This is a genomic window from bacterium, from assembly GCA_040753555.1.
GTDB lineage: Bacteria > UBA9089 > UBA9088 > UBA9088 > UBA9088 > JBFLYE01.
This window is the reverse complement of sequence record JBFMDZ010000102.1, coordinates 1-7,834: the sequence shown is the minus strand read 5'-3', so window position 1 is coordinate 7,834 and position 7,834 is coordinate 1. Positions and strand designations below refer to the sequence as shown.

The window sequence follows — 7,834 nt, the reverse complement described above, 5'->3', positions numbered from 1 at the left end:
GATTTATCATCTGCAACCTGCATTTCAATGTGATACCTTACACCTGTGCCATCCACTACTTTTACATCAACGATTGTCAACTTATCATTAAGATATTCTTTTATATTAAAAGCATTAAGAAAAGTTAGACTTACTATTTTCTTATCACCTTTTAACTCCAATATAGCATTTAAAAGCGATATAAGAAGTTTTTCATTTTTTTCATATCCGAAAACTGCCTTAAAAATAATATCATTTCTAAGATTAATAGAACTATCCATTACCAATATACCTCCAAACATTAAACTATTAATTTTATCTTAACATCAATGAAATAAATGAGCAATAGAGCTTTTTTATTTCCACTAAAAGACAAAAAAAACCTGCAAAACAAAATAAAAAACCTATCCCCAGCAAACTGCCACAGTGATAGGTAAGAGACTATCCCTTATCCATTACTGGACAGTCGGATAGCTCTTTTCCCCCACTTCACACTGGACGTGAGACTTTCACCTCATCCAGCGTTCCACCGAATTATAACTAATGTTCTTTTAACTTATTCCTGAATGATTGAACTTTATTCCATACTTTTTTGGATAATTCTTTACTTAAATCTCTCAGGGAATGTATTATTCTGTGACACTTCAAGTGCGTTGTCGCAAGATTATGAACTCTATTTACCGCTTCAGCCGTAAGATATGGGCGTATGTGATGTGTTGCTATTTCTTCATATTCCTGTAGTTCTCTTCCACATAATCTACATTTACCTTTATCAACATTATAAACATAACCTCTATTCATAAAGAATTCGAAATTATAAAGTTGGGAATTTTCTTTCTGAATATTACTGGTGTATTCCGAATATATCTCAGATAACGTAAGGTCTTTTCTTGCTAATCCTCTTCTTTTACTTGTTCTTTTTCTATACAGTTCTCTGCCTTCACTGGAATATATAGTTTCTGCTGGATTTTTACTTCTACCTGCTTCCCACTTTACAAATCTTAAATCAGTAACACCTATCCAAAGATCTTTATATCTGATAGATGGTATTGTTTTCTTATAATCCTTATGAATTTGAATTAAATTTTGAACTTCTTTAGCTGGTATAAAAGCTGCTGTAACTTTGGTTCGTAATATTTTTATGGCTAGTCCGGCTAAATCATAACCTGTTTTCTTTACTGCGTGGTATATACCGGTGGTAATTCTGTAATAATTTACTATTCCCTGAACTTTTGCATTATGAAGATTTATCTTGTGAATTAATTTATTTATATCCCTTACCTTTTTAAACCCGTGAATACTTTTTCTGAGGTCTGATACTTTTCTCTTAAATGTATCTCTGTCCGGTTTACTGTTAATTATTAACCCACTTCTACTTTTACCTGCTCTTGCTTTTATCTGGAAACCCAAAAATTTTAATCCTCTTTTCTTAGCATTGGTGATTTTTGTCTTTTTCTCAGAGAGTTTTAACTTGAGACGGGATTTTAAGAAAACACTAATCCTTCTCTTTAATTTCTTTGCATTCTCTAAGCTATTCGTAATAACAACCCAATCATCAGCATAACGGATTAAAAATGCCGGTTTCATATTTGGCGCTTTCTTTTTCATTGTTTCCTGTATTTTGCAGGTTTTCTTACCTTTGCTTTTACCACTTTTCCTGTATCTGGATACATTTTTCAGCCTCTTTTCTTCCCATTCACGGGTTATAAAATTATCAAACTTATTGAGATAAACATTTGCTAACAATGGAGAAATTATTCCTCCCTGTGGAGTTCCAATATCATTATAACAAGTTTCATTCATCACTCCTGCTTTTAACATCGCTTTTATCATCTGTAGAATTCTTATGTCCTGTATTCCCATATGATATAGTGCTCCAAGTAGAATATTGTGATTTACATTATCAAAGAATTTCGTAATATCTCCTTCTATTACCCAATGATAACCGGTATTGTGCATTATTTTACTTATACGTGTATAGGCTTGATGGCCATCCCGTAAAGGTCTAAATCCATAACTGTGGTCGAAAAATTGAGCTTCTAGAATTGGTTCTATAATATTACGGATACATTCCTGAATTATTCTATCTATTATAGCGGGGATACCAAGTGGTCTTAGTTCTGTAGTGTCGGCTTTAGGAATAAATACTCTTTTTATAGATTTAGGAATATAATGTTGAATTGCTCTTTGAATTCTTTCGATAACTTCTTCATAACCCTTTTCAAGAATATCTGCTCTTAGGACTTCTTCATCTGTTCCAGCGCAAAGACTACCTTTATTTGCTTTCAGTTTGTGTATAGAAGTAATAATATTGGCCTCACAAAAGGCTATCTCTTTTAAGTCTTTAAAACCCACTAATTCACTTTTCATAAATCCTTCTTTTGCAATCTTGTAGAATTCATCCTGTAAATTTCTCAGTTCCTTATCATTTTTCGGAACTTGCAATTGTTGTTTCTCACACATAAAGAACCATCTCCTCTCTGTGCAAGATTGTAATCAGGTTTGCACATCGGCTTCCTGCAAACAGTTAATTGAACATAAGTTATAACCTGGCTATGCCCCTTCGCTCCATTATCTTTCGATAATTTCAATACTACTATGGGCTGCTGACTCAGGGATTAAACGGTCATTTCCTACCGTTGAGGTCTCATTGCCTGCTTTACCGGGCTACTCCTTCCCTGTCTCAATCGTTCCTTACACTTTAGCTTTACATATAATCCTTTAGGTTCACTCTGTAGGCCGTCTACCGTTCTTTTCCCCTTTAGATGGATGGAGTCAGAACAAATATCCCTTATCGGATAAATGAAGATAATATCTGGGCAAAGATATTACCCTCGATAGATAACACATTGGTTGTTAGAATTTCTTTTTCATCTCTAACAGGGGTTTCGACCCGTAAATTCAAGTGTTCGTCAATGTTTATTAAACATATACTAACCATAGGATTTTTATAGCCTCCCGACTACTTTGCTAACCGCTTCACAGGTCTGCTTTTCACCGACTTTACCGAGCTTCAAACCTCTTATGTTAAAGTCATAAGACGCTTGTCGGAGTTTTAGAGCAAGATTACCATCTTTTTCTTGAACAGGAATTTCACCTGCCTATTTAAATGTAAAGTTGTCAGTCAGATATCCTGACTGCTTCATTTTTACCCAATTATTACTAATCGGTTTGTATGAAAACGACTCGCAGTGCCTCACCACCCAGCCGCCCCTGAGGCAGGCAGTAAACAGGCGATCCGCGAAAGCGGCCATTTGTCCACCCCACACGCTTCACTTCGTTCAGAAAGTGGCCACCCCACAAATCGCCGCCTCCATTGCTCTGAAAACAGTAAAATTTCATATTACTTAATAAAAATTATCTGTTTACCCATTTCCATAACTGATTATCCCAGCTCATATAGTCTTTATCATTATTTACATAAACACATACAGGCTCAAGGAATAATTCTAATTTATCAATGACTTCATAAAATTTCTCCAGAGATGATAAATTGTTTCTGAGTAAAAAAGCTCTCCATTGCTCTTGTTTGGATACATCATTCTTAAATTTTTCCGTAAAAATAAATTTTCTATTTTCAAGAGATGTTTGTCTTTTATTAAACGTTTCATAAATAGATATAGAGAGAGACCTATCGTTAAAAGTCTGCGTAGAAGCCAGATACCAAAGGTCATAAAAATCTTTCATCCTGCTGTTCGATAATTGAAGTGTAACCATAGCTTCAAATTTCTCTGCTATAATTGATTCTTTAGAATAAACGTTAATCTCTGGAACAGGGAAATCTAATAACACCGGAAAACTTACCTTAATAGGTCCGGGAAATATTTTATCTCCAAATCCAATATCTATGCTGATAATTTTTTTTGCTCCGGCTAATTCAGCTTTCAACTTAACATTGATACCTTCATAGATTTGATCCTTCTTTATCGTTTCAGCAGTTACCGTATCAGGAAAAAATATAATTCCATCCGGCTCTTGAATAGTAATAATATGGCAAACAATTTTTTTTATATTATCAAAATCACCGAATATAAATCTTCCCAAAAAGTCCATATCTTTAGTCGGCCTCGATTGAGGTATTTGATAAGCCAGAAAAGATAATTGTAAAATCCGTTTGTCAAGTAGACAAATTTTAAAAAAAATCCGGTCTAAAAATCGACATTCCTTCGGAACAAATATTTACCTTGTAAGATCCTTTAGAAAGATCTTACGTAATGGAATTATAAAGTTAATTTATAAGGATATTTAATCCAAAGATATCCTGTTCCATTACCGGATTTATTTTCAAAAAAGCAAATACCATCACCTCCAATCAAAAATTTTAACTACTTTTTCTGATAACCAATTGATAACCTATACCATCAAGAAACTTGATAAGTTTATCCAATCTCGGCAATCTATCTTTATTAAGTTTATTATTTATAGCTTGCTTTGTAAGTCCAAGTTTTTTTGCAAGTTGAACCTGAGAAATTTGTTCAACACATAATATAAATTTCAAAGTGGCAACAAATCTATCTTCATCTTTTATAATAAGTTCACTTTTCATAAAACACCTTCCTTATAAAATGCATATGTCAACTAAATAGTTTACATTGCCATTTTGCCATTGTAAACGAATAAGTTGACAATGCTTTTATTCCGTTCAGTTGAACCTGGTTTTAAATAATGAGAATTTTTATACGTTAACATCATTGGATTTTTTCTCTTTATTTTCTCTGTCAGAGAAAGAAGTAATCTTTTTCCCACGAAGGCGGTAACTCTCTCCTGACAGATAATAAACTTCTCCATGATGGAGTAATCTGTCAACAAGAGCTGCAGCAAGAGAAGAATCCTGGAGTATATTCCCCCATTCTACAAGACTCTTATTACTCGTAATAATTAAAGGTTTTTTCTCATACCTACCTGCTACTATTTCATATAATATAGGACCTATATCAGAATTAAGAGCAAGGTATCCAAGTTCATCCAGTATAAGGAGGTCGCATTTTATCAATAACTTGATTTCTTTTTGCCTTTCGTAAATATTTTTTACCTGCAGTATTCTATTCATTAAAGATTGAACAGTAAAAAATCTTACATCATATCCCTGGGTAAGATGTTTTATACCTATAGCAATAGACAGATGTGTTTTCCCCAGACCTGCAGGACCTATCAGACAAAGAGTTCTACCCTGATTGATGAAAGTATTTTCCAGATAGGTCAAAAATACCTGTCTTTGTAATTCCGGCCTGAAACGGAAATCAAATTGTTCTATCGTTTTTTCATAAGGAAATCCGGCCATACGCAATCTTCTTCTTATTCCTCTTTCTTCCCGGAATAAGACTTCTTCCTGTAAAAGTCCGCGAAGGAAATCTCCATATCCCATATTTTCTTTAGCAGCTTTTTCTATCCAATCACTGTATACTTCTTTTATTCTGTTTAATTTTAGATTATTAAGTAGAACTTCCATCATTTTATACCGCCTTCCACATAGTTCAGGTAAACTTCCATAGGGCGGTCAATTTCTTTTTGGAACGGCAGCCCTCTTAATGGTAACAATTCCTGTCTGTTCCCATGTGACGGAATCTCCAGGAGATATTCCAGATATTCAGAACCATAACATTCCCATTCCGATGAAAGGGCTATAGCTGCAAGAAATTCATCTTTGCCGTGTCTGTTATATAGTTCATACATCTTTATCATATCTGGGCCAAAGGCTTCTACTCCTCTCCGGCGGCGGCATAAATTGGATATAAAATTATATATCTGCTCATCCTGATTTATCAGATGATCTCTGTAGAGCATGGCTCTTCCTTTTGGCTTTCTTATTAACACTTCTTCATAATGAGAAGGAACTATCACTTTTTCACCCTTTCCAAAACGGCGGCGGTGTTCTGCAACACATTCTGTCCCTTTCGGATCGTGTATAAGAATCCGGTCTTCCGTTATACGGACTATTATTGCCTGATTTACATATTTCGCAGGAACGGAATATATATTATTTTCTAAATGTATGCGGCTTTCCTGATTGACTTTACATACTGTCATAATTCCGTAATCTTTTGAATTCGTCTGAAGGGGGGTAAATTTCTTCTGTTCTTCAGGCAATAATTCGAACGGTATTCTATTATGAGCCTGGCACGGATTGCTATTTATCTTTTTCAACCATTCCTTACAACGGTTTGAAAGGTCTCCATCATCTACAAATTCACGGCCTCCTACAAAATTTCCCTTTACCGTTTTTACCAGATTTTCTACGCTGCCCTTCTGATTTCCGCTATAAGGATCACATATGTGACGATAGAAATCCATATCTACTGAAAACTTCTTAAATCCTTCATTCCAGATTGGTTTCCCTTCTTCATCTCTTCCTATTATTACTGTCTTCATGTTATCAAAGGCACAAGTCCACGGTATTCCTCCTATATATTCAAAAGCCCTTATTATACATCTTATCAGAGTTTCAAGTTTCATGTCTTTTTGAAATTCAGCATATATTACGCGGCTATACTTTAATCGAGCTGCGAATATATAACGTGTCTGTCTTTCTTTATTTATAAACGGAAAGTCTCGCACTTCTCCCCAATCAATCTGAAGATATTCTCCCGCTAATCCTTCGAACCTTATAAATGTTTCAAGATGTTTTTCTTTTAGTTCTTTTTTTATTTTTGACACCTGTTCATAAAATACACTTCGACTTCCTTTATATGGAGGGTCTAACTCTTCTCGCGCTTTCTCCATCATTCGATTTACTTTTATTCCCTTATTTATCCATTCTTCTATTTCTTTTCTGTAAGGGGTTACTTGATTCTCTACTGCCGGTCTTTTGTATTTTTTATCTACAGGGTCTTTCATTACTTTTGATGCAGTTGCTCTATGGCAACCTATCTCTTCTCCTATTTCTTTATACTTTTTTCCTTTTTTTCTTAGATATTTTATTACGGTTCTTTCCATTTCCTTCAACATCTCCTTTTTACCTCCTGACTTTTTTGTCAGGTCTTATTTCGACGCCGAAGGATTTTGTCGTTTTTTAGACCGGATTCTTTGTTAACTTTCTAACCGGATTTTACACTTGAAGATATTGTTATTGCCAATTTAAAACATTTCTTTAATAATCCACAAGAGGTGATGTCAATTTGTAATATTTCGGACATTTCTTTGTAGAATTACTATAAAAGCAGCATAAGGGAACGCCGGCCAGGATTTGCACTGAACTTGCCGATGCAAAGAGGCGGAGAAAAGCGGCGGTAGGAAAAAGTGCAAATTCGCCCCCGACGCCCACCCCCCTGGTATTTCAGAAGACTAAATCCCATGCTTTTTTGCCTTCTTCCATCATTATTTCCCACCACAAAAAGTCAATATAGTATATAAAAATTTTACCTTCCCTTTAGCCTGCCCTAAAATTTTTCTATCTCCAAATTGACTTTTTCCCACCCTAAAATTCAGCAACCAAGAAGGCAAAAAAGCAGAGCCTGCAAAACACCTTCAAAAGTTGCGGCGGCAAAGAAATAACGTACATGACCCGGAATCAGAACGGCAAAAGGCGGATAATATTCCAGCCGGGCGATCATTAAAGGCGGGGCCGGTAAATATTCCGGCCTCATCCGGAAGGCAGGAGCTCCCCCCTGCCTCTCAAACCTTAATTCCTACTATTCTTCCTTGAATTCCTCTCTAACTCCAGCCCATCAATCAACTGACTGGCATGCTCCCTGGTGATCTTACTGAAATCCATCTGGGGCTTTATAGAAAGATCCTTACAAAGATCAATCAAATATCTAATCTGATTAGCAGTAGCATTACCATTCCCATTATTCCCATTCCCGCCATTATGCTCCACCTTAACCTTCAAAGGCGTTACATTTGGAAGAACATTTCC

7 protein-coding genes are annotated in these 7,834 nt (G+C 35.3%); all 7 read right to left on the bottom strand.

The window, feature by feature from the left end; all coding sequences use genetic code 11:
• On the bottom strand, positions 1-260 hold a 260-nt coding region (locus AB1630_08550), incomplete at its 3' end, for an Rpn family recombination-promoting nuclease/putative transposase (GenBank protein MEW6103843.1).
• 259 nt (positions 261-519) lie between these two features.
• A complete protein-coding gene (gene ltrA, locus AB1630_08545; protein MEW6103842.1) occupies positions 520-2,442 on the bottom strand; it encodes a group II intron reverse transcriptase/maturase in 1,923 nt (640 codons plus the stop codon).
• Between the two features lie 894 nt (positions 2,443-3,336).
• Positions 3,337-4,059: a nucleotidyl transferase AbiEii/AbiGii toxin family protein gene (locus AB1630_08540; protein MEW6103841.1), complete on the bottom strand. Its 723-nt coding sequence runs from the start codon at positions 4,057-4,059 to the stop codon at positions 3,337-3,339.
• A gap of 241 nt (positions 4,060-4,300) precedes the next feature.
• Positions 4,301-4,525 (bottom strand): helix-turn-helix transcriptional regulator, encoded by a 225-nt coding sequence (locus AB1630_08535; GenBank protein MEW6103840.1) that lies wholly within the window; start codon positions 4,523-4,525, stop codon positions 4,301-4,303.
• Positions 4,526-4,654: 129 nt separating this feature from the next.
• Positions 4,655-5,431: an IS21-like element helper ATPase IstB gene (gene istB, locus AB1630_08530; protein MEW6103839.1), complete on the bottom strand. Its 777-nt coding sequence runs from the start codon at positions 5,429-5,431 to the stop codon at positions 4,655-4,657.
• Positions 5,428-6,912 (bottom strand): IS21 family transposase, encoded by a 1,485-nt coding sequence (gene istA, locus AB1630_08525; protein ID MEW6103838.1) that lies wholly within the window; start codon positions 6,910-6,912, stop codon positions 5,428-5,430. The genes istB and istA overlap by 4 nt, the downstream gene beginning before the upstream one ends.
• Before the next feature lie 685 nt (positions 6,913-7,597).
• Positions 7,598-7,834 (bottom strand): hypothetical protein (locus AB1630_08520; GenBank protein ID MEW6103837.1); only part of this gene is annotated, 237 nt, incomplete at its 5' end.